Source organism: Paenibacillus sp. FSL L8-0641 (assembly GCF_038006265.1).
In the GTDB taxonomy this organism is placed as follows: Bacteria; Bacillota; Bacilli; order Paenibacillales; family Paenibacillaceae; genus Paenibacillus; species Paenibacillus polymyxa_D.
In genome coordinates, this window is record NZ_JBBOUW010000001.1 from 1,088,874 (window position 1) to 1,111,854 (window position 22,981).

A 22,981-nucleotide genomic window follows, 5' to 3' on the forward strand; every position below is an offset into this window, starting at 1 on the left:
GAGGAGACGGTAATGTTCATTTTATTAAAAGAAATTATTACAGTCATGGTGGGACTGATTACCGATTTTCTCTCTTTTCAACTGGATGCATATTTTTATATTTGGTTTCTGGTCCTGTTTATTTCAAGCTTGGCAGCGACCCTGGTTCAACGAAGCGAAGGGACTATTACCTACAGCACAGCCGAATGTGTCGGAATAAATGTGCTAGTTGTCGTATTATACCTAGTAATCGGTACAATTTTGGCCAGATACTTTGCAAGTTTTGAGGATCAGCAGATTGTTGCTGGAGATAAGATTATGCTGTATAAAATTTCTTTTATGCTTACATCCGCTGTAATTATAGTGGATATTATACTAGATAGGTTGAAGAGAGGGCGGAAATTCTCCTACTCTTTGGAGTTTCTTGCCGGAAGCGCCGTGTGCTTCTTACTGTTCCAATTAAGCAACCAAACGGACTGGATAGGAACCAAGCTGTCGCTCTCCTATATTGTCATGGTAGCGATAGCCGCAGGTGTCTATACAATGGCAATGAAGTTTTTGCTAGAATACGAAAATCACAAAGAGAAATAGGTGATTAAGCCATAATGGAATTGAATATGGAGAGCACGGCATATAAAAAGATTGGTGAAGAAAAACAAACGGCCCATTCCTTGCTGGAGTTAATCAAAATTGCGAGATGGCCCAAGCTTGCGCTTGCTTGGAGCATCGTATTTACACTGATTTCCGCCGCTTTTTCATTAGTATTGCCGATCATTACAGGCAAGCTTGTCGATAAGATCTCAGCTATGGAGCTGACGATCCAGACCGCAGCTGTGCTTATTTCGCTGTTTCTGGCCGGAGGGATTTTAAACGCCGTGTCTTCTCTGCTCCTCAGATATGTGGGGAGCAAGTTTTTTCAGGAACTGCGACTGAAAATTTGGGAAAAAATTATCCATTTGCCGGTTAATTATTTTGATAACAACGAGAACGGCAAAATCATCAGCAGAATGACGAACGACCTTGCTATTGTAAGTAATTTTCTGGCTATCACTCTGCCTTCTATTCTGGCTGATGTCCTGATGGTCACTGGTTGCATCATCATGTTATTTGTGTTGGATTGGAGATTAATGAGTGTACTCGTTGCTCTGATTCCTATAACGGCGCTACTAATCTATCCCATTGGAAGAAGGATGAATAGAGTAGCGATTGAGGCACAGGATGCAGCCGCAGATTTTTCCGGTGAGTTATCCAAAATTCTCTATAACATCAGATTCATTAAAGCGACGACGTCGGAAAAGCTTGAAATGAAATATACTCGGGAGATACTTGGACGTATCTTTCGCTTGAACATCAAAGAGGGAATATTGTCAGCTGTCATTGAGCCGATTGTAACAATTATCATCATGCTAGCTTTGGTAGGAATGTTTTGGTATGGAAGCGCCGGCATTGCCGCTGGACATATCACTACAGGTACTTTGGTATCCATGATCTTTTATTTGTTTACAATGGTTTCGCCTCTGACCCAGCTCAGCAGTTTTTTCTCGCAGTATCAGAAGGCCAAGGGAGCAAGTAAGGAAATTTATACCATATATAACCAGCAGGATGAGAAGCAAGAAAAGTTAGGCAGTGTGCCGGACATGAAAAGTCATGATCAGAATTCGGATATCCTGCATTTTGCCAATGTTTCTTTCTCGTACAACCAGGGCCAACCGGTATTATCCAACGTGGAGTTAACCTTCAGAGGCGGTACCACTACAGCGATCGTAGGGCCTTCCGGCTCGGGAAAAACAACAATATTTTCTTTAATAGAGAAATTTTACTCAGAATATAATGGAGAAATCTATTACAATAATGTATATTTGGATAAGATTAGGACGGAAGAATGGCGTCGCAAAATATCCTATGTTATGCAGGATAGTGACTTACTGGTAGGATCAGTGAGAGACAATCTGGTATATGGCCTAAACAGAGACGCGGATGACCATGAGATTTATGCGGCTCTTGATACAGTAGGCTTGAAGGAGGTAATTTATCAATTACCGGATGGTTTGGATACCTTTGTTGGAGAAAGGGGAGTCAAATTATCGGGGGGACAGAAGCAGCGAATCCAGATTGCCAGATGCTTGCTTTCAGACCATGAGATTCTGCTGTTTGATGAAGCTACCGCCAATCTGGATAGCGAGTCAGAGCAGCTTGTACATGATGTAATCAAGCTTCTCTCCAAGAATAAAATGACCATTGTTATCGCTCATCGTTTGTCAACCATCTACAAAGCGGACCAGATAATCTTTTTGGATAAAGGAGAAGTAACGGGGGTAGGCACGCATCACGAATTAATGAGTTGGCATGATAAATATCGTGATTATGTTCAATTCCAGCTTCCCACACAATTAAGTTAGGGAGGGGCGGTGGCGTTGTATCATCAATTGTCAACGTGGATCATTGATAAATACTTTCAAGACGAAGAATTGGAAGCGGAGAAGCGTGTTTATGTGCTTTATTATCTAGAGAACATACTGGCTGGCACAGAAAAAATACTTCTTGTATTGGTCAGTGCCTGTTTGCTCGGTGTATTAGCCGAAACGGCTGCGATGCTGCTTTCCTATACAGTGGTCCGGCGAAAGTCCTTTGGCTGGCATGCTCGCAAGTCGCATCATTGCACCTGGGTCAGTCTACTGACCTTTGTGTTTGTTCCCTGGCTCTTAAAGGAAGTAGAATGGAACCGCTTTTTTTTGGCGACGCTCTGTCTGCTTTCTATCATTCTGATTGCCAGATACGCTCCGGCCGATACGGAGTGCAATCCATTGGTAGATCCGAAGTTAAGAAGAGCATGCAGATTACAAGCTATCTTTTTAAGTATAGTGTTTGTTTTCGTGGCCATCGCACTAGATTTTTATCCTTGGTTAATATTCGGGCTGTTTCTTGAAGCAGTCGTCATCACACCAGTATTCTATTCCATAATGAGAAGGAGTTATGCTAATTATGAACAATATCAAGAATATTAAAGAACACAGAAACAACCATACCCAGAGACTCAAGGCTAAGCTACTGGAGCATATGAGTAAAAGAGGTGAAGGAGGAGGGATTTGTTTCGGGTTGTTCTATGAACCAGTCAACCCAAAAGTTTGGAAATTGAACAAAAAATGATTACATCCGGCATTTATTTTTTGCAATACACCAGCTATCTTGTAATATATCATATGGTCAGCGGCAATGGTCTAAGCGTTTTCCGTATGAATTATAAGCTGCTGCTGTTTTTAGTCATGTATTATTTTATCGGAATAACAGCTCTGAATAACTTCGGACTGATTGTTTACCTATTTCTATTTGTGCTACTGGCATTATACGGGTGGTTGACCGACAAATATGAATCCTTGTGGGTCATAGGCTTCTACGCCATCCTTACCATCTTTATTACGACACTGCTGGGTTATTTCATAACGGTAATCAGCTATGCGGTTCCTTATGAATATAAAAACAAATGGACGGCGCCCTTCCTAACCGCTTGTTCACCTCCGCTGATCTACTTGGCGCTCCGAAAGCTTGTGTCTTATTTGTTTCCTACTCCGGCGGTCAGGCTTTTGAAGCTATATCGGATTAAGCTTATCGTCGGAGCTTCTTTAATCTTAGTCTTGGGGATCATCGGACTCGGACTCATTATCTATTCGGAGTGTGAAAGCAACAATCCGTATCCAAGCAGATTAAAGATTGTGTTGATGCTGATCGGCTTGACCTCCATCTTCCTGATGACGATCAATTGGCTGTATCGCTTCCTGCGTGAACGTGAGCTAGAGAAGAACAAGACGGAACAATACCTGCAGCTGGAGGCTTATATTATGGAGATTGAAAAAATGTACGAAGACATCCGCGGCTTCAGACATGACTATACCAATATCCTGTTAATGCTGGACGAGGGGATCAGAACTGGGGATTTGTCGATGATCAAGCGGATATATGAGAGTTCTATCCAACCTACTGCTTCACAGTTGAACGGATATTCCTATAGTCTGGATAACCTGATTAATCTGGACGTGAGTGAGCTCAAGAGTATTATTACATCCAAGGTGCTGGTGGCAAAGAAGCGTGGAGTTGACGTAAAACTGGAAATTGATAGCGGTATCAGTGAAATGTATATGGATATTATAGACCTTTGCAGAGTAATCTCTTGTTTCCTGGACAATGCAATCGATGCGGCATTAGAGACCTGCAATCCGTCCATAAATATTGTACTGATCCATGAAGACGATATTCAGACGGTGACGATACGAAACTCTTATAATCATTCTGCACTTGACGGGATTAAGGTGAATGATCTCTACAAACGGAACTTTTCAACGAAAGCGGACAATCGGGGTCTTGGCTTGTACAATATAGCAAAGGTGCTGCGCAGCAACAAGTATGTAACTTTGGATACCAAAAAGGAACCGGATTTTTTCACGCAAACATTAATTATAAAGAGAGCGACATCATGAATATTTTTATCCTGGAAGATCAGTTTATCCAGCAGCGCATAATGGAAAAGATGGTCCGTAAAAGCTGCGAGGAACTTGGCATCTGCTGCAGCAATCTCATTGTCACCAGTAAGCCGGATCTCCTGCTTTTTGAATCTAAAGCTTGTGCGAATAACTTGTATTTCCTTGATATTGAAATCTCGGGTTGCCAGATGAAGGGACTGGAAGTTGCCCAAGAAATCAGAAAATATGATATGTATGGGCATATTGTCTTTGTAACTACCCACGGTCATCTGTCTCCGCTTACCTTCCAATACAAGGTAGCAGCTCTTGATTTCATTATCAAGGATGCTACTCAGGATGAAATGGAAAAAAAGGTAAGAGACGTTCTTGCTGTTGCCCATCAAAGAAAGCCTGTGTTGGATGTCGATGATTGGTTTATACTCGACAATAAATTTACGAAATTTCAAATTTCCTTCTCCAGCATTTATTACTTTGAAACAACCGGTGTTCCCCACAAAATCCGTCTGGTTTCCGAAAACAGAACTCTTGAGTTTTACGGCGATCTGAAAGATATTGAGGCTAAGGACCCCAGGTTGTTCCGGTGTCATCGGGCATTTATCGTAAACCTGATGAAGGTGGAATCTATAGATAAGAGCAAGAAGGAGATCATTTTTCAAACCAATCAGAATTCCGGAGAAGCAAGGCGCATTATTCCCGTTTCCCGCCAATTGTTGAAGCACCTCTTAGATAAGATGGGAGACCGGAGCCTCCTGAACAGACCTGTTTACGAATAGAATAGATATGGAGGGCATAGTCCTTCGGGAAGAAAAGGGGAGGAATATGGAACAAAGATTATCCGTTCAAGCAGAGGTGAAGGGCATTGATGCCACCAGTTTAAAATTAATTGCAGTATTAGCAATGCTAATTGATCATATTGGAGGGCTATTTTTTGCCGATTTTTTGGGCTTTCAGGTGGTAGGCAGAATTACATTGCCTATCATGGCTTTTTTTGTAGCCGAAGGATATATCCATACCAGAAGCTTCAAAAAATATACAATACGCCTTGCTCTAACCGGGCTAGCCAGTGTGGTGCCTTACGGATTGGTATTTAAAGATTGGTATACTTCGGGAAACATCATGCTAACGTTGTTGATGGGCCTACTGGCAATATGGTTCTATGACAACACGACCAATCCTGTACTTAAATACTTGGCGATTTCGGCTCTTTGCGTAGTCTCTTTTTTGGGAGACTGGAGTGTAATTGGAGTGTTACTGGTTCTAGCTTTCTATGTCGCTCGCAAACAACAGAAGATTTACAACGGATGGATTATTGCAATAATTGCGCTTATGTTCATTTTCGGAGTCATCATTATATGGGCTGTTCCCGATTCGCTCAGCATCATGGGCATCAACGCCAGCACAATGAACGAATATCTTTATCCGTTTGCGATCGGCGGGGCCTGTATTTTTGCACTCCCTCTGCTATCCCGATATAATGGAGAGAGGGGAAAAGGCCCACGAACCTTTTTCTATTTGTTTTATCCGCTGCATTTGCTCGCGCTTTATCTGCTGAAGTTGGCTATTGATTGTTACATATAAGAAGGGCTGTCTAATAAGTAACTAAAATAAAAAAAATGGACGGGAAACGACATGTTTTCCGTCTATTTTTTTATATAGTGCGATCGGTATGAATGATAACTTGGCGGTGAAAGTCCACCAATATACGCAAAAATACCTTGCTTGGCCTCGTCCCGGATTTCATAACGATTAAGGTGAATCAGTTCTTTCTTCAGTATGCTGTGGAAGGACTGAACTCAATACAAGCATTGTCGAACACGACCGTAAGTAAGTGGTAAAATAGGTGTGTGATAGCGGTCCCACGGACTCTTCATATGTGGATGAAGCAGGGAATATTTTGAGGGTTGAAGGAGGAGCAGCATGAAGATTATGCCTTTACAGAAACGTGGAATCTCCGATAGTCGGCTGGCGCTTGGTTGTATGCCTTTTGGTGGTGAATGGAGCCATGCGCCGTTTACGCAGGAGCATATCGTTGAAGCGGAGAGAGCTGTAGAAGCTGCACGATCCATCGGGATTACGATGTTCGATCATGCGGATATCTATCGTATGGGGAAAGCAGAAGAAATTTTCGGTCAGATCTTAAAGGGACAGCCGGGCTTGCGTGAACAAATCGTAATTCAGTCCAAATGTGGTATTTTTCTGCCAGATGGTACGCTCCCAGGCCGTTTTGATTTCTCATATGCTCATATTATGGAGTCCGTGGATGGGATCCTGAAGCGTCTGGGTACGGAATATTTGGACATCTTGCTGCTGCATCGCCCCGATCCGCTGGTAGAGCCGGACGAAGTAGCGAAGGCGTTCAGCGAGCTTACGGCATCCGGCAAAGTACGGCATTTTGGCGTTTCCAATATGAATGTAAGCCAAATTCGTTTTCTGGAGCGTAGCCTGACGGAGCCGCTGATCGCTAATCAACTGGAGATGAGCCTGGCGCATCTGCATTTTGTAGACCAGACCGTACATGTGAACCAGCAGGCGGGGACGAATGTACATTTCGGCGAAGGGTTGCTGGAATATTGCCAAACCGAGGATATTCAGCTCCAAGCCTGGGGACCGCTGGCGCAGGGACGTTTTAGCGGAGGTTCTTTGGAAGGGGCGCCTGAGCATGTCGTTAAGACGGCAGAGCTGGTGCAGAAGCTGGCTTCTGAAAAGGAAACGACACGTGAAGCGATCGTTCTTGGCTGGCTTATGAAGCATCCAGCACGGATTCAGCCTGTCATTGGCAGCGCCAATCCTGAACGAATCAAAGCATGTCAGGATGCGGAACGCCAGAGCGAGCTGATGACCCGTGAGGAATGGTATGAATTGTACGTCAGTGCGCGCGGACAAGCCTTGCCATAACTCGTTTAAAAGCCTTTCCCTCGTCTCATTAACAGACGGAGGGAGGGGCTATTTACATGGATGCGTCTCATATTGTCTCAGTAGCTATTCCTCTTCGTATCGTGCGAGGGCCTTGGCTGTTGTTTCCTTCATTCGTGAGATCAGCCGGGAGCCTTGGACGACCTTGACACGTTTGCCCAGGAAACGGATTTTGGATAACACATATTCACATTCGTCTGCCTGGAAAGTGAGTGTAATACGATAGGTATCTGCTTCCTGAACATATTCGACCTCTTTTTCAAAGCAGGAAAAAGCATATAAAATACGAGACATTTCACCGTTATATACAGGAACAATTTCGATGATGCCCTGTTCCTTGCGCGACTCCAGTATACCGAGTATACGTTGGGTGAATTTATCGGCCTCTTCGGGTAGAAGCTCATCTTCCGTGATGTTCACGATATTAGATAGCTTGGTAGACATGAGCGCGCGGTGTCTGCGATTATACCACAGCAGGCTCCATTCTTTTTTGACCATGGAAAACTCCAGCTTATATGGAAAACCGGACATTCGCTCATGCAAGCGTCCGTTGCGCAGTTTGTAGGTCACACAGATGCCAGAACGGGATCGCAGAATGGAACGCAATTCACGCAAGAGTGGATGGTATACCGAGACAGCAGGGATACCTGCCTTTTCCCGCAAACTTCCATCGGCCTCCAGCGGCTCGTCGTCTGCAAGTAATTGCCGAAGCTTATCAAGTGTAGCCGGGGTAAAACCCTCTGTCGCTGCCGAGTCTGCAAGCATAGATTTGAGCCAAATTCTTTCCTGTGATGTGGTAGCAAAAGCGCCCGATTCATCCAGCCGTGAGACGATCTGGTAGTTAAATATTTTCTCGAACAGGCTCATAATAGGCTTGCAGCTCCTTCCATTCCTGTCTGAATTCCTTCCGTAGCCGCTGAGGCTCCAATACCTCACAGCTTGATCCGAAGCTGCGAATCCACGGTTTAATCTCAGTGATTCCATTCACTGTGATTTCATAGATAAAGGATTCACTTTCCTCCTCCGCGATCGTACCCCATTGTCCCTGTGACAGCACACGTTCCCGAATAAAGTTGCGCTTCGCGCCCTCAGGATTGAAAAAACGTACCCGCACCTTCACAGGACGACCCGTATCAACAAGCCAGCTGTACCGCATTTTTTCTTCCAACACCGCTAGCAGATCGGCATGAAACTGCTCTGGTACAGGCTTGCCCTCCACCAATTGAGTCATGCCCTCCATACGAAACTTCATGATTCCTTTACCGCCTACATGACCCAGAATATACCAACGTCCATATTGATGATCATAGATGACTTGTAGGGGCAGAATGGTGTGTTCACGGCCGTCGGTCTCTTTTTCAAACAGCGGGTTTGTGTTTTGTGACCCGTACATGCTTCGTTTGGATGTCGAAAAATATAAAAAAGTTACACAGCGGCGTTGCCGAATGGCGTGTAGAAGCGGATGAATATGGGCTTCGTCCAGAATGCGTGAATAATAGTGGTATTTATATAAAAAAGGTTCGGCCATCTCCCGATCTCCGAGCTGACGGCGCATGGCTTTTTTAAGATGATCTCGCAGCAGATATCCCTGTACAGAGGGGAGCTGGGTGTTGGCCATAATGTCTACAAAATCATATAAGTCCAGCAGCTCCTCGTCCGTCAGTTCTGTCACCAGATCGTTGCGGACAGCATAGCGGTAAGGTCTGCCGCCGGGTTCCTTGCGAACGACGCCGACTTCAACCAGATATTTCAGATCGGAACGAATCGTTTTCTCATCCGGTAGTGAACTGTCGGAAGGCAGCCCGTTGCAGCAAGCATCCAATAGTTCCATGGTGGTCATAGGCTGTGACTGTAGCGCTGTCAGCAGAAGGGATAAGCGGACGCTTTCCGATTCCTTGAGCGATTTGGCCCGAAACAGAAATAACAATAATGGATCAGCCGATTCGTAATAATTAAAGCGCAGCATCTCATTAAAATCATGTCCGTGTTCCGCAGGCAACTGCTGTTGTACCGATTGGACAATTTCCTTGAGACGCCGGATTGTTTTATCAAAGGTATGTACCGAAATGCCCAGTCTATCTGCGAATTGCTGCCGATTATAGGCGCCGCTTGTTAATGTGAGCATACGCAGGAATTGAATTTCTTTATCAAAACTCTCTCTCGCCATGATGCATTCCCCGTTTCTGTTGCCGTTCTCCGAAAGTAAGTATCCCTTTATTCTAACAGGGAAGGGATGTAGGAAAAAGGGAAATTATTCATCCTTGTAATACTTTCACCATGTTCATGACTTCCAAAATAAAGGATTATAGGGATATAAGGTAGCACGATAAGTAAGAAGCAATACATAACAGAAGGGTGATACAACATGTTTGGACGATTCAAAAATGAAGTGTTATATCCATGGGTAGGTAAGCTTTCGATTTATGAAACGATTAAGCAGGGACTGGACCCTCAGGGCAGGCTTACGGATGATCATTTGCCAGATGATGAAGAATACTGGGCAGGTCACACGATGCGTTGGGTGGCAGGAGGATTGGATGGAGCATTTGGGCATCATGGCGCTGGCGGAGATGGAGAGACTGACAAAATTAAGGATCTGGCGCAGTTGTTGTCCAGACAATGCCGCAAGCCAGGGATGAAGACGAGACGTGAGACGTATGTACGCTTGATGGAGGAAAATGCGCTCAGCCTGATTGATCCGCTGCTAGATGCGGTGCGCGAGCATCCAGCAATTCAGCCGGATCGATTGTATGAGGAAGCACGTTGGCTGGCTGAACACGGAGCACATCGCAATGTGGTGAAGGTCGGTATTGCGCTGCTTGGATTACTGGAGACGGATCAGCACCACGAACTTATTTTAACACTAGCCAAGCATGATGAATTCACGCTATATGCAGCTGTAGCTATCCGTAATATTTCGGAGCAGGCCAACGAACAATTGTATAATTTAGCCTCACAGGTACATGGCTGGGGACGTATTCACGTAGTAGAACGGCTGGAGCCTGCGCGGCAGGAAATACGTGACTGGTTATTAAGGGAAGGATTCCGCAACAATGTCATGTATGAGTATCTTGCTTATGAGTGTGCTCATAAAGGCGAACTGCATACAGCCATCGCTGTACCGCACATTGATCAGGAGTTGTTTGACGGGGCGGGTGATATTCTATCGGCTTTGCTGGCAGCAGGCGGACCTGCGGAAAGTATAGACGATTATGAGCATGCCACTATGGTCATAGGCAACTACCTTCGCCATGCTAAGACCATGTGTACGACTGTGAAGCATTTTACGATCATCATGGATACTGCGGATTTTCTCGATGAAGAAGACGATTCATGGGAGGCACGTTATGAGCATGAATGGACGCCGGAATTACGTAAACGTTACGCGTCAATATGCCAGCAGATGATGGACGATCCGCAGTGGGTGAAGCCAGTAGAGCAGGAACTGCAGTATGCAGATTCACCGCATCTCCACTGCGCCATTCGCGTAGCTCGAATGCTAGCACTAGATGTATGGCCCGTGCTATTTGAACAATTAAGTAAATATCCAGTCAAGCCTAATCTATACTTTGAACTCATCAAGACAGAGGATGAACAGCGGGCTCGTAAGCTGGTGGCTTTTGCAGAAAAGCACTTGCCTCTGGAAGAAATTTCTTCTGGTCCTGCTGATGTGCCGGGCTTTGGACCGGAGTATGAAGCGCATCAATGTCTGGGTATTTTGCTTCAGCTATTGTCTTCTTACGAAGGAATGGGACAAGAGCTAGTTGCTGCCGGACTTTGGAGTCCGGTGACCTCCAATCGTCATGCAGCGCTTCATGTACTCAAGGAATGGCCTTCTGAGATGTGGGGAGAGGAAACGACAGAGCGTCTTCGCCGCTTATCGATAGATGAAACGGAGGAGTCGATTAGAGAACAGATTCGGGAAATACTTTAATGATAAGGGAGGGAACAACATGACGGATGTGAAGCATGGGCAGGGTTTCATTCAACCGGAAATGCGTGAGACGATTTTGCGTGAGCTGCGCGCGTTGGAGCAAGCGGAGCAGGTGCGCATTGTATACGCCTGTGAATCAGGTAGTCGGGCGTGGGGGTTTCCTTCACAGGACAGTGACTATGATGTACGATTTATCTATGTAAGACCCATAGAATGGTATTTATCTATTTTTGATAAGCGGGATGTGATTGAACGGCCAATCAGCGATTTGCTGGATATAAACGGCTGGGATTTAAAAAAGGCGCTCCAATTGTTTCGCAAATCCAATCCGCCTTTGCTGGAATGGCTGCAATCTCCGATTTCCTATCTGGAGCAATATGCAGTGGCTGATCAGATTCGTGCGATCTCGCCGTTAACCTTCTCTCCGAAGTCCTGCATGTACCATTATCTGAATATGGCGCGGGGAAATTATCGGGATTATTTGCAGGGAGAACAGGTGAAGATTAAAAAGTATTTTTACGTGCTGCGCCCGTTGCTGGCCTGTAGCTGGATTGAACGTCACAACAGCATGCCTCCAATGGAATTCGTAGAATTGCTAGAGGAACTCATTCCGGCACATACCGAACTTTATCAGGTGATCGAACATTTGCTTGATCGTAAAAAAGCGGGCGAGGAGCTGGATGTGGAGCCACAGCTTTCGGTGGTGAATGATTTTATCCAGCAGCAAATTGCTTATTTTGAACAAAAGGCGCCCTTGCTTCAGCATATGGAGAGTGGACGTGATCAGCAGTTGGATGATATGTTCCGCGCTGCGGTGAATGAAGTATGGAAAGTATAAGCTGGGAAGGAGAAGTAGAGTATGCACATCACGCTAAAAGCAACCGGAAACAATGCTGGGATGATTTCGCACTTGCTTGCCAAAAATCCCTACAATACGTATGATCGCACGGAAAAGGGTGCGCGTGTACGCATGGTGTACACCGTGTTTACCGAGGAAGAGGCAGAAATCATCATTCAGGCTTCGCCAGATTCGATAGATTTGGTCAAAAACAGTCCAGATAGCTATGATATTACACAATATATTAATGACCGGGAGTTTGTAACCAGCAGCTTATTTTGCACCTATATTCGTGGCTCGCTTGGTACGGCACTGAACGGCAAACCCAAAGAAGAGTATGCAGAATGGGTGACGCATCCTTTCGCGCTGGAGTTATCGTTTGGGCCTGTTGCTTCGGATTTACCGGATTCTGTGGTGGAGGGACTATTTGCTCCGCTGGGCTATCAAGTGGACATAGAACGAGGGGAAGCAGACTATTCTTTTCAGCTGAAAAATCGAAGCACTGTCAGATATGTCACGTTAAGTGGCCATCAGACGATGCAGTATGCGCTACGTCAGTTATTGCTGTTGATTCCGGTGTTGGATAACTATAAGCACTACTATATCAGTGAAGAAGAGTTTGACAAGCTGAGACGTTACGGTGAAGGCTGGCTGTCAGCGCATCCGCTACGCGAGCTTATCATTCGACGCACGCTTCGTTTTACCAATCTGATTGAGCAATTTGAGCAATCTGATTGTGATGAAATAGGTATTAAAAAACATATTGAAAAGGATACTGTCCAAGCTCAAAAGGATAAGCACGAACAGATTCAACAGCCAGAACAGCCACATGAGGAAGGGAAGCAACAGCCTACAGTACGGCTAAATGAGCTGCGGTATCAAGCTATTATGGACGTAATTCGCAAGCTGCCTCGCAGACAGAAAATCGTAGATTTGGGTTCAGGGGAAGGGAAGCTATCGGCTCGGATGGCCCGAATGACGGGCGTTGAAGAGATTTGGGCGGTGGAGCCGTCTGCGTATGCACAGTTGAGAGCCGTGGAGCGTTTTAACAAGCTGGAAAGGCATGCCGATGCGATCAGTCCTACACCCATGATGGGCTCTCTCTTTTATTATGATGAACAATTGCGGGGAAAAGATGTGATGATCCTATGTGAGGTCATTGAGCATGTGGATGAGCATCGTCTGAACCGGGTGATGAAGACGATTGTAACGGAGTATCAGCCGGGCGTGCTGATCGTGACGACTCCCAATCGTGAATATAATGAAGTGTATCGTATGAATCAGCAAGAGATGCGGCATGGCGATCACCGTTTTGAATGGAGTAGAAGCGAGTTTCAGGAACGATGTGAGCAGTGGATTGTGGAAGCTCCTTATTCGGTAGCGCTGAAGGGGATCGGAGAAGAGGTCGAAGGCTTTGGACAACCGACCCAAATGGCTATATTTACGCACAGAAAGGAGCAGAAGGAAGCATGAGCAATTCATCCAAACGTACGATTCATTTACCGCATGCTGGACTGGTTGTGTTGGTGGGGGCCTCCAACAGTGGGAAAACCACATTATTAGACAAGCTGGTGAGCGAAGGGATTCTGCTGGAGACAGAAGTGGTATCCTCGGATCATTTTCGCAAGCTGGTCGGAGATACGGAATTTATAGACTGGAGTGGACTTCCAAGACTGGAATCGGACGTACTGTTCTATGAGTATCAGCAAATGTCAGCCAAGGCGTTTGAGGCGATGGATACGATTCTGGCTATGCGCTGTCGCTTGAATAAGCTGACGGTTGTGGATGCCACCCATTTGTATGCTGAGGACCGTCAAAAATATGTACAGTTGGCAGCCAAGGCGCATGTTCCTGTAATGGCTTTGGTACTGGATGTATCCGAAGCTGTGCTGCTGGAACGTGATTTAGGCAGGGAGCATCCGCGTGGCCGCCAACGGGTCAAGCAGCAGGCACAGCTGTTAAAGCGGAACCTGCGTGGGATCCGTGAGGAAGGCTTTAACGCTTGCTATATCCTTAAGGATATAGAAGAAATGAATTTTGTTCGCCGTGCGCAGCCACTGTTTCATGAGATTGGCTCAGGTATTGACATCATTGGTGATATCCATGGGTGCTACCGTGAGATGCTGGAAGTGATAGAGCGGCTAGGATATACGGAAGATACGGAAGGACTATACCATCATCCAGATGGCAGAAGACTGGTATCTGTCGGGGATGTGATGAGCCGTGGCCCCAAATCGTTACAAGCGGTGCAGTTCTGGAAAAAGCACGTGGATGCTGGACTAGCGTATATGATTGACAGCAATCATGGCTGGAAAATCGGCCGTTACCTTGATGGAAGAAAGGTGACTCTCAGTCATGGGGATGAACGATTTGCAGAGGAACTGGCCCAGTATGAACAAAAAGCGGGCAAGGCAGCGGCGGAACAGCTTAGAAGCGAGTTAAGGGATTTTCTGCTACATGCACCCTCACATCTTATTTTTGGCAGGAATGGATTGCGACACGTGGTCGTGGCTCATGCGGGGATTAAGGATCATTTTATCGGCAAACAGTCGGCACGTATTTCTGATTATTGCCGTTATGGAGATACGGAAGGACAGGATGCAGACGGAAAACCAATCCGCAAAGATTGGTTCGTAGACCATGAATCGGGAGAAATAGTAGTATGGGGACATGATCCTAGACCGCAGCCTACCCTTGTGAATCAGACGGTGAATATTGATCAGGGTGTGGTATTTGGCGGTATGCTGACCGCTTATCGTTTTCCGGAAAAGGAATTTGTCAGCGTTCCGGCACATGAGAATTATGCGAATGATCCCGATAGCCCACTTGTCCGGTGGCAGAGAAAACGGTTTTCCCCGCCGAATTTACGCAAGCTCATCGCTGGTTACAGTGTACTGACGGAATCGTATGGCGAAGTGCGCGTTCAAGGAGAATCGGTCAAAACCGCTATAGATGCCGTGTCACATGTGACAGTACCGATAGAGGAACTGGTGTATATTCCACCGACCATGAGTCCTGCTCCAGCGGTGTCTGCAGAGGAAGGTTATCTGGAGCATCCGCGTGAAGCGCTGGCTTATTATCGCGGGCAAGGGGTACAAACGATGGTGGCCGAGAAAAAACATATGGGTAGCCGGGCTATTTTGCTATTATTCAAAAACGAACAGGCCGCTGTCGAGTATGTAGGCTACCCGACATTGGGCACGATCTACAGTCGGAGCGGGAGAGCTTTCTTTGAACAAAGCCTTGGGAAGCAAGTGCTGGAAAAGCTGAATGTGGATCTACGGACTGCCGGATATTTTGAACGGAACCAGACGGATTTTGTGTTGCTGGATGCGGAAATTGTACCGTGGAATCTCAAGGCTCGGGAATTGATTGCTGCACAGTATGCGCATGTGGGTGAAGCAGCTCTGCTGGATCGCAGTAAGCTGGTAGACAAGCTGAAGCAGGCGAAGGTTGCGGGCCGAGAGGTTGGAGACTGGTTGGAGGAAATGGAACAGAAGTACGCGAATGCCGTGACGTTTCAAGAGGCTTTTCAAAAATATTGCTGGGATGTGGACGGTCTGGATGAGATTCGTATCGCACCGTTTCATACGCTGGCACACAGCGGAAAGACTTTTTTCGACCATTCTCATATTTGGCATATGGAGCAAAACCGGGAGCTGGCTGGGCTGTCTTCCCTGTTTATGGAGACAGAGTATCGCGTGATCACGGACGAAGCAAGCGAGGAAGAGGTCATTCGTTGGTGGAACGAGATGACAGAGGATGGTCATGAGGGGATTGTGATCAAGCCGGAACGCTTTTTGATGAAAAATCGGGACAAGATGATTCAGCCTGCAATCAAGGTGAGAGGCCGGAAGTATTTGCACATCATTTACGGTATGGATTATCTTGCCCCTGAGAATTTAAAGCGTCTGAAGCAGCGTCGAACGAACAAAAAGGAGCGTCATGCCCTGATGGAAGGAGCGCTTGGTATGGAAGGCGTGGAACGTTTTGTCCGCAAGGATACGGTAGATCGTATTCATGAATGCGTCCTTGCCGCACTATCTCTGGAATCAGAGCCGATTGATCCAAGATTGTAGTTTGCGAGGGAGGGATTGAGATGGAAAGGGGTACACCGTTAATTGATATTGGTGTGAACTTGATGCATCGTTCGTTTCATGCAGATCGGGAACAGGTGGTAGAGAGAGCCGCGGCTGTAGGGATTTCACCGCTGATTATTACCGGGACCAGTGTCCGCAGCAGTCGGGAAGCTTCTCAGTATGCAGCGCGTTATCCGGGCAAGCTGTATGCGACAGCTGGCGTGCATCCCCATGATGCCAAAGACTGCAGTGCAGACACGATTCAGCAGCTCCGCCAGTTGGCGGGTCAGCCGCAGGTCGTATCCATAGGGGAATGCGGATTGGACTATAACCGTGATTTTTCGCCACGTGATGTGCAGCGCCGATGGTTTGGCGAGCAAATCCAACTGGCGGGTGAGCTGAAAATGCCGTTATTTCTGCATGAACGAGATGCACATGAGGACTTTGTCGCTATGCTTCGGGAGTATCAAGGGCTTGTCGATAAAGCGGTAGTGCATTGTTTTACCGGCACGGAACAGGAATTGCGTACGTATGTAGAAATGGGACTGTATATCGGAATCACCGGCTGGATTTGCGACGAACGGCGGGGGAAGCATCTGCGTGAACTGGTCAGAGATATTCCCTTGGACCGTCTGATGATTGAAACGGATGCTCCATTTTTGACCCCGCGTAATTTGCCTGTGAAGCCTAAAGAAGGGCGTAATGAGCCCATGTATCTCGCTCACATTGCTGCTACGATAGCCGAATGTACAGGTCGAAGCATGATGGAGATCGAAATCGCGACGACGGAAACGGCTAAACGTTTCTTCGGATTATAGGATTGTCAAAGCCATAGATGTGGTATATATTATAGTGAATTAAAAAGCATTGTCGGGAGCTTGAGAAAGTCAGGCTGAGAGGGTGGCCCTTGCCACTGACCGTGAAATCTGATCTGGGTAATGCCAGCGTAGAGAAACCAAGAACACTATACAGGAATGCCGCTTTTTTTTGCGGTTGTCGATAGATTCAATGTATGTCCTAGCATTTTACCTTGATCCTGACTTGGCTGGGTATCAGTGTAGTAGTTTAGACTACTGGTTATATAAGGCATATCGACGAATGATGTTTTGTATGGTGCTTCACCTTTTACTGCGCATAAAGCTTGCCTGGAGATTCAGCTCCAGACAAGCTTTTTTTCATGGCCAAGAGGCCAACTATAAGGAAAAAGGGGAGCACGCAATAATGAATACTGCTGTAAGAGCGTCCAAAGGGTTGAAACTGACGGATATTTTGGTCACGATTGTGATCGCTGTTGTGTTCGGGTTGATCTACAAAATATGGGGACCTGCCTATGATTTGATGAAACCATTGGGTCTACACGCCGAGCAACTGATGTATGGCATGTGGTTTATGGCAGGTACGTTTGCTTATCTCATCATTCGCAAGCCGGGTGTTGCGATTTTGGCAGAGGTGGCAGCGGCAACGGTCAGTGCTTTTTTGGGAAGCGAATGGGGTATGTCCACCTTGTACTATGGCCTGCTGCAAGGCTTGGGAGCGGAGCTGTTTTTTGCGGCTTTTCTGTATCGGAACGCAAACCTGTGGGTTGCTTCGCTAGCTGCGGCTGGGGCGGCTGTCACTTCTCTGATTTTAGACTTCAGCTACGGGTATATTGATCAGCTATCGACTTGGAACTATGTTTTGTATATTGGATTTCGGATGATTGGCAGTATTGTGATTGCCGGGGTATTCGCGTTCTATCTGGCTAAGGCATTGGAGGTAACCGGAGTCACGCGAAGTTTGAGGCCTGCAACGGAACAAGATTATAAGGGGCTGGATTGATGAGCCGGGCAACCGAAGATGTGGTGGCTTCGATCACCCGGCTACGGTTGAAATTCCCCGGTGAGCAAGAGCTGCTTTTTCACAATATGTCTTTGTCTGTCCGCAAGGGGGAAAAGCTGCTGCTACTGGGACCGAGTGGATGCGGTAAATCAACACTGCTCCAAGTGTTAAGCGGTCTGATTCCACGCACGATAGAAGTGCCTATGAAATGCGATGCTGCTGTAATCCCAAGTGTCTCAGGTATTGTATTTCAAGATCCTGATACGCAGTTCTGTATGTCATATGCAGATGAGGAACTGGCTTTTGTGTTGGAAAATAATCAGGTTCCCCGGGAGCAGATGCGATCCCGTATTCGCGAGCTGCTGATACAGGTGGGTCTATCGACGGATGATATACATATACCCATTGGCAGCATGTCACAGGGAATGAAGCAGCGGCTGGCGATTGCGTCTGTGCTGGCTATGGAGCCAGAAGTGCTTTTTCTGGATGAGCCCACGGCTTTGTTGGACGAGGAAGGCACTACACAGGTGTGGGATACCATTCGCAACATTTCGGTAGACCAGACACTGGTGATTGTGGAGCATAAAATTAATGAAATTGTCCATGATGTGGATCGGATTGTGGTGCTTTCTGCTCAAGGGGAGATCATTGCAGATGGAAGGGCCCAAGAAGTATTTCATGTGCACCGGCAGGCATTGTCCGAGTACGGCGTGTGGTATCCGGGAGTATGGAATGAAGCGTCTTCGCCACGTTGGAGTGAAGCAGTGACGCAACAGAATGGTGCGGGGACTGATGTGCTGGAGCTGGAACATTTTAGCGGCCTCCGCGGTTTAAGTTCAGTGATTTATGTGGAGCATGCGCAGGTGAAGCCTGGCGACTGGATTGGCGTGGTTGGTGAAAACGGGGCTGGCAAAAGCTCGCTACTGCTCTCCATGATGCGCTTACTTCGCACACAGGGACGTTATAGCGTGCGCGGAATTGAGGCAGGCAGTACAGAACAACTGGCAGAGCGTATCGGGTTCGCGTTTCAAAATCCCGAGCTGCAATTTGTAGCGCATACCGTACGAAAGGAACTAGAGTATTCGTTACCCAAGAGCTTGTATACCGTTGAACAGTGCCGGGAACGGGTCGATCGGATGCTCGTACAGTTCGGACTGGAGCGGTTGGACGAGCGGCATCCGTATCAGCTTTCGTTAGGCCAAAAAAGGCGGTTGAGTATTGCTACGGCTATGATTCGTGAGCCGGAAGTGCTGCTGCTCGATGAACCGACCTTTGGGCAGGATGCGCGTAATACCTTTGTCATGCTGGATATGTTGGAGCAGCTGAGAGCGGCGGGCACGGCCATTGTGATGGTCACCCATGACCCGGAAATTGTCCGTCGATATTGTACCGATACATGGCGGATTCAGAAAGGGGAACTACAGTATGAACCTGTCCTTTCCCCATCATAAAACATGGCTGCATCGCGTGAATCCGGGCCTAAAGCTCGTGATGTTTTCCATCCTGTTTGTGGTCGTTATAGTCATTCATGATCCGAATGTCATGTTTAATGTTGCGTGTGCTATGCTGTTGCTGCTTGTCTGGTCAGGCCATCCATGGAAGAGGCTGCTGCTATACGGGTCTCCCTTTATATTGGTGTTTATTTCAACTTCAACGGGCATGATGATGTTCGGCAAAGGGGTGACGACCTGGTGGACATGGGGCTTGATCCATGTGACGCAGGAAAGCTTTTACCGAGGCATGCATCTGGGCTTTCGTGCGCTGAGTATGGCTGCGGTAGGTTTGTTGTTTGGTTTAACGACTCGTCCAGTGGACCTTTTTTATTCACTGATGCAGCAATGGAAGCTCCCTCCGAAGTATGCATACAGCTTTTTGGCAGCCATGCGGTTGATGCCTATGATGGTGGAGGAATTCCAGGCATTGAGACAAGCCCACCGTATTCGAGGTTTACATCAGCATGTGTCCAAATGGAATATGTATGCCACGCTTCGCAGGTATGCGATTCCGCTACTCGCTCAAAGTATTCGGCGTGCCCAGCGCATTGCTATTGCTATGGAAGCCAAGGGTTTTACCAATGAAACCAAGCGAACGTATTATTATACGATCGGCTATTCGGCTATAGATATTGTATTCATATTCTATTTTGTCGTCATGCTTACGCTGGCTTGGGGACTTGGGATTTGCTTTCCTTATGTAGGGGTGTGGGATGTACGTTAATTGTTGTCAAAAGGCTTTGCCCGTTTTCTGCTCTGTGGTATATTAATGCAATGGGAATTGACGGCTCGTACAGACCCGCCTGGGCTGGCGGGCTTATTACATTTTCCCTGAGAAATGGATCATCAGGAGGCCAGGTTTCATGATTACGCTGCATCAGGTAAGCAAGCATTATACCACCTCAAGCGGCCAATTTCATGCGGTTCAATCCGTGTCCCTTCAAGTGGAGGAGGGGGAAATCCACGGTATTATAGGTGCCAGCGGTGCCGGTAAGTCTACCTTGCTCCGGTTGATGAATGTATTGGAAAGGCCGGATGAGGGAAACGTGGTTGTGAACGGGGAAGATCTGACTCGCATGCCGGAAAAACGTCTCCGTGAAGCGCGGCGATCCATAGGGATGATTTTTCAGCATTATCATCTTGTTCACAATCGGACGGTCAGTGGAAATGTAGCAATGCCGTTGGAGCTGTCAGGTGTCGCGAAAAAAGAGAGAGCAGAACGTGTGCGCGAATGCCTGCAATTCGTCGGTTTAGCTGATAAAGCAGAACAGTATCCGGCACAATTGAGCGGAGGCCAAAAGCAACGTGTAGCGATAGCCAGAGCGCTGGCGAATCGACCTGCGGTGCTGCTGTGTGATGAGCCGACCTCGGCGCTTGATCCGCAGACGACCGCGGATATTCTGGGCGTGTTACGGGAGATCAACCGTGAACTGGGAGTTACCATTGTAATTGTAACGCACGATATGGACGTGGTACGCAACATTTGTACCCATGTATCAGAAATGCGGGATGGACAGCTGCTTTCCACGCAACGTGTAGCTGACGCTGCGGTAGGTTCAACAGCGAAAGCAGGTGAAGCTGATGAATGAAATGCTGAACATCATTGCGCAATATCAGTCTGAGATATGGAAAGCCATCGGAGAGACGTTTATTATGGTGGGGATTTCTATCGCAGCAGCTGTACTGTTAGGGCTTCCGGCAGGAACGATTTTGTATTTGTGCGGCAAAGGGCAAAAATATGAAAATCGACTGCTGTTCACCCTATTGAACAGTGTGGTCAATGTCATTCGCTCGTTCCCGTTTTTGCTGCTCGTCGTGTTTATGATTCCATTTACACGTCTGGTCGTAGGGACGGCGCTGGGTACGATGGCTGCTACGGTTCCCTTGTCAGTGGTGGCCATCGCCTATTATTCGAGGCTGGTGGAGCAATCATTGCTTGAGGTGCCGAAGGGTGTAATTGAAGCCGCTACTTCTATGGGGGCATCCACTCTTCAGCTTATCTTCAAATTTCTGTACGTGGAAGCTCGTTCTGGGCTTGTACTGGGTTTGACCACGTCCACCATTAGCTTCATCTCCTACTCCACGGTGATGGGCATTGTGGGCGGTGGCGGGGTAGGCGATTTTGCCATCCGCTACGGTTACCAGCGTTTTGAAACAGGCTTGATGGCGTTCACCATCGTCGTCATGATTATTTTCGTACAAACGATCCAGTTCACTGGAAGCACCATATCCCGCCGGATCGACAAGCGGTAAATGGTTTATGAATCTCTTCATTAACACTTGCACCGCCCACTATGGGAAATAAAAATGACTTTACAGTGCCTCCAAAGCGGAGCGGGCAGAATTGTTCTGGAGAAGCGTCAGCGATCGGAAGAACAATCTGCACGCGAAGCGGCTATGCTGTAACTCATTTTTATCTTCCCGATCACAACTAATTTTGGAGGTTCCACATCGAATGAGTCGGAAAAACAACATGAAAACGAACTTGAAATTACTTACACTATTTGCTGTCGTTATGCTACTGGTTGCCGGATGCGGTGGTCAAAAGCAGGCTGCACAAGAAACACAGTCCAAAGAAGCGACTTCCCAAAAAGAAGTGACCCTGAAAATAGCGACGCTCATCCCACCGATGACAGATGTGCTGGATATCGTGAAGCCGCTGCTTAAACAGGACGGAGTCAATCTGGAAATCGTCGTGCTTTCAGACAATATCCAACCGAACAACGCATTGGCAAGCCATGAAGTGGATGCTAACTTCTTTCAGCATGCTCCTTTTATGCAACAATATAATGAAAGCAACAAGTCTGATTTGGTAGCGATAAAACCAATTTACAACGCCATTTATGGTGCGTACTCCAAAAAATACAAGAACGTTAAAGACCTGCCCGAAGGTGCGACTATTGCCATTGCCAATGACCCGGCCAATACAGGACGTTCTTTGGTAATGATGGAGCAAAACGGTTTGATCAAGCTTAAAGAAGGCGTAGGCTATAATGCTACACAGGCTGATATTATTGAGAATAAGAAAAAGTTTGTGTTTAAAGAAGTGGATTTGTTGATGCTGGCGCGCTCACTGGATGATGTGGACATGGCTGCCATGTATCCCGCATATGCCAAGCCGCTCGGTCTGACACCGAAGAAGGACGCGCTGATTACCGAAAAAGACGATACGCACTTTGCCATTAATCTGGTAGCGCGTAAGGATAATGCAGATTCCGATGCCATTCAAAAGCTGGCAAAGCGAATGACCGGACCGGAAGTGCGTAAATTTTTTGAGGACAATTACAAGGATAGCGTTGTTCCAGCATTTTAATTAAATAAGTATTGAAACATTATTTATGATGATATTTGACCTGTATAATGGAGTGAAGTCTGTGAAGAGCAGATGGTCTCCCTTGTGCAGGTTTTTTTCTTTTTCATCCTTAATATGGATAAATTTCATCGAAATCAGG

20 protein-coding genes and 1 riboswitch are annotated in these 22,981 nt (G+C 46.8%); of the genes, 18 read left to right on the forward strand and 2 right to left on the reverse strand.

Translation table 11 applies throughout. From position 1 onward, the window contains the following. Nucleotides 1-12 precede the first annotated feature (12 nt). The 7 genes from MKY16_RS04860 (at nt 13) to MKY16_RS04890 (ending at nt 7,349) form a co-directional block, all read left to right on the forward strand. The gene (locus MKY16_RS04860) at nt 13-570 is read left to right on the forward strand and encodes a DUF5823 family protein (protein WP_016819877.1); all 558 of its coding nucleotides are present in this window, start codon (nt 13-15) and stop codon (nt 568-570) included. A 14-nt stretch (nt 571-584) separates the two neighbouring features. Next, entirely contained in the window at nt 585-2,378 is a 1,794-nt protein-coding gene (locus MKY16_RS04865; RefSeq protein WP_081317629.1) for an ABC transporter ATP-binding protein, read from the forward strand. Nucleotides 2,379-2,387: 9 nt separating this feature from the next. Continuing rightward, on the forward strand, nt 2,388-2,984 hold the full coding sequence (locus tag MKY16_RS04870; protein WP_340954377.1) for an accessory gene regulator AgrB: 597 nt from the start codon (nt 2,388-2,390) through the stop codon (nt 2,982-2,984). 228 nt (nt 2,985-3,212) lie between these two features. Next, a complete protein-coding gene (locus tag MKY16_RS04875) occupies nt 3,213-4,451 on the forward strand; it encodes a sensor histidine kinase (RefSeq protein ID WP_230585094.1) in 1,239 nt (412 codons plus the stop codon). Beyond that, nucleotides 4,448-5,227: a LytR/AlgR family response regulator transcription factor gene (locus tag MKY16_RS04880; protein ID WP_029517599.1), complete on the forward strand. Its 780-nt coding sequence runs from the start codon at nt 4,448-4,450 to the stop codon at nt 5,225-5,227. Before MKY16_RS04875 ends, MKY16_RS04880 begins: the two co-directional genes overlap by 4 nt. A 46-nt stretch (nt 5,228-5,273) precedes the next feature. After that, nucleotides 5,274-6,032, forward strand: coding sequence for a TraX family protein (locus MKY16_RS04885; RefSeq protein WP_340954380.1), 759 nt, complete (start codon nt 5,274-5,276; stop codon nt 6,030-6,032). A 339-nt stretch (nt 6,033-6,371) separates the two neighbouring features. Then, the gene (locus tag MKY16_RS04890; protein WP_340954382.1) at nt 6,372-7,349 is read left to right on the forward strand and encodes an aldo/keto reductase; all 978 of its coding nucleotides are present in this window, start codon (nt 6,372-6,374) and stop codon (nt 7,347-7,349) included. Between the two features lie 84 nt (nt 7,350-7,433). Here the strand turns inward: MKY16_RS04890 and MKY16_RS04895 are convergent, their stop codons facing one another. Together MKY16_RS04895 and MKY16_RS04900 are read right to left on the reverse strand one after the other, a co-directional pair. Beyond that, nucleotides 7,434-8,234 carry a WYL domain-containing protein gene (locus MKY16_RS04895; RefSeq protein WP_029517596.1) on the reverse strand — a complete coding sequence of 267 codons (801 nt, stop codon included), beginning with the start codon at nt 8,232-8,234 and terminating at the stop codon, nt 7,434-7,436. Next, nucleotides 8,209-9,534: a helix-turn-helix transcriptional regulator gene (locus tag MKY16_RS04900; RefSeq protein WP_029517595.1), complete on the reverse strand. Its 1,326-nt coding sequence runs from the start codon at nt 9,532-9,534 to the stop codon at nt 8,209-8,211. Before MKY16_RS04900 ends, MKY16_RS04895 begins: the two co-directional genes overlap by 26 nt. 198 nt (nt 9,535-9,732) lie before the next feature. Here MKY16_RS04900 and MKY16_RS04905 point away from each other — a divergent pair, with 198 nt between their 5' ends. The 11 genes from MKY16_RS04905 to MKY16_RS04955 all read left to right on the forward strand — a co-directional run bounded on the left by MKY16_RS04905 (nt 9,733) and on the right by MKY16_RS04955 (nt 22,842). Beyond that, complete coding sequence (locus tag MKY16_RS04905) at nt 9,733-11,301, forward strand: limonene hydroxylase (protein WP_318628252.1); 1,569 nt, start codon at nt 9,733-9,735, stop codon at nt 11,299-11,301. Between the two features lie 19 nt (nt 11,302-11,320). Continuing rightward, nucleotides 11,321-12,139 (forward strand): nucleotidyltransferase domain-containing protein, encoded by an 819-nt coding sequence (locus MKY16_RS04910; RefSeq protein WP_318628253.1) that lies wholly within the window; start codon nt 11,321-11,323, stop codon nt 12,137-12,139. Nucleotides 12,140-12,160: 21 nt separating this feature from the next. Continuing rightward, nucleotides 12,161-13,612 carry a 3' terminal RNA ribose 2'-O-methyltransferase Hen1 gene (locus MKY16_RS04915; protein ID WP_340954387.1) on the forward strand — a complete coding sequence of 484 codons (1,452 nt, stop codon included), beginning with the start codon at nt 12,161-12,163 and terminating at the stop codon, nt 13,610-13,612. Then, the gene (locus MKY16_RS04920) at nt 13,609-16,218 is read left to right on the forward strand and encodes a polynucleotide kinase-phosphatase (protein WP_029517591.1); all 2,610 of its coding nucleotides are present in this window, start codon (nt 13,609-13,611) and stop codon (nt 16,216-16,218) included. The genes MKY16_RS04915 and MKY16_RS04920 overlap by 4 nt, the downstream gene beginning before the upstream one ends. Before the next feature lie 20 nt (nt 16,219-16,238). Continuing rightward, a complete protein-coding gene (locus MKY16_RS04925) occupies nt 16,239-17,036 on the forward strand; it encodes a TatD family hydrolase (protein WP_029517590.1) in 798 nt (265 codons plus the stop codon). Nucleotides 17,037-17,079: 43 nt separating this feature from the next. After that, nucleotides 17,080-17,189: riboswitch (TPP riboswitch) on the forward strand. 250 nt (nt 17,190-17,439) lie between these two features. Continuing rightward, nucleotides 17,440-18,036 carry an ECF transporter S component gene (locus MKY16_RS04930; RefSeq protein WP_029517589.1) on the forward strand — a complete coding sequence of 199 codons (597 nt, stop codon included), beginning with the start codon at nt 17,440-17,442 and terminating at the stop codon, nt 18,034-18,036. Next, nucleotides 18,036-19,487 (forward strand): ABC transporter ATP-binding protein, encoded by a 1,452-nt coding sequence (locus tag MKY16_RS04935; protein WP_029517588.1) that lies wholly within the window; start codon nt 18,036-18,038, stop codon nt 19,485-19,487. The genes MKY16_RS04930 and MKY16_RS04935 overlap by 1 nt, the downstream gene beginning before the upstream one ends. Next, on the forward strand, nt 19,462-20,253 hold the full coding sequence (locus tag MKY16_RS04940) for an energy-coupling factor transporter transmembrane component T family protein (protein WP_340954389.1): 792 nt from the start codon (nt 19,462-19,464) through the stop codon (nt 20,251-20,253). The genes MKY16_RS04935 and MKY16_RS04940 overlap by 26 nt, the downstream gene beginning before the upstream one ends. Nucleotides 20,254-20,392: 139 nt before the next feature. Further along, nucleotides 20,393-21,118 (forward strand): methionine ABC transporter ATP-binding protein, encoded by a 726-nt coding sequence (locus MKY16_RS04945; protein WP_340954391.1) that lies wholly within the window; start codon nt 20,393-20,395, stop codon nt 21,116-21,118. After that, on the forward strand, nt 21,111-21,782 hold the full coding sequence (locus MKY16_RS04950; protein WP_039272472.1) for a methionine ABC transporter permease: 672 nt from the start codon (nt 21,111-21,113) through the stop codon (nt 21,780-21,782). The genes MKY16_RS04945 and MKY16_RS04950 overlap by 8 nt, the downstream gene beginning before the upstream one ends. A gap of 202 nt (nt 21,783-21,984) precedes the next feature. Beyond that, nucleotides 21,985-22,842 (forward strand): MetQ/NlpA family ABC transporter substrate-binding protein, encoded by an 858-nt coding sequence (locus MKY16_RS04955; protein ID WP_029517585.1) that lies wholly within the window; start codon nt 21,985-21,987, stop codon nt 22,840-22,842. The last annotated feature ends 139 nt before the right edge of the window (nt 22,843-22,981 follow it).